Origin of the sequence: Halobacillus seohaensis (genome assembly GCF_042663045.1) — a bacterium.
GTDB lineage: Bacteria > Bacillota > Bacilli > Bacillales > Halobacillaceae > Halobacillus_A > Halobacillus_A seohaensis.
Window position 1 is genome coordinate 1 of the sequence record NZ_JBHSZV010000056.1, and the last position, 208, is coordinate 208.

Annotated in this window: 1 rRNA gene; it reads right to left on the minus strand. The window is 53.8% G+C overall.

Going from position 1 to position 208, the window contains the following annotated elements:
* A 16S ribosomal RNA gene (locus ACFQIC_RS18695) occupies nucleotides 1-181 on the minus strand; the annotation flags it as partial.
* Between the last annotated feature and the right edge of the window lie 27 nt (nucleotides 182-208).

Sequence of the window (208 nt, forward strand, 5' to 3'; positions counted from 1 at the left end):
CCTTGGTGAGCTATTACCCCACCAACTAGCTAATGCGCCGCGGGCCCATCTGTAAGTGATAGCAGGAAGCCATCTTTTAACTTCCCCTCATGCGAGAGAAAGTGTTACCCGGCATTAGTCCCGGTTTCCCGGGGTTATTCCGATCTTACAGGTAGGTTGCCCACGTGTTACTCACCCGTCCGCCGCTCATTCCACAAGTTTCATCCCC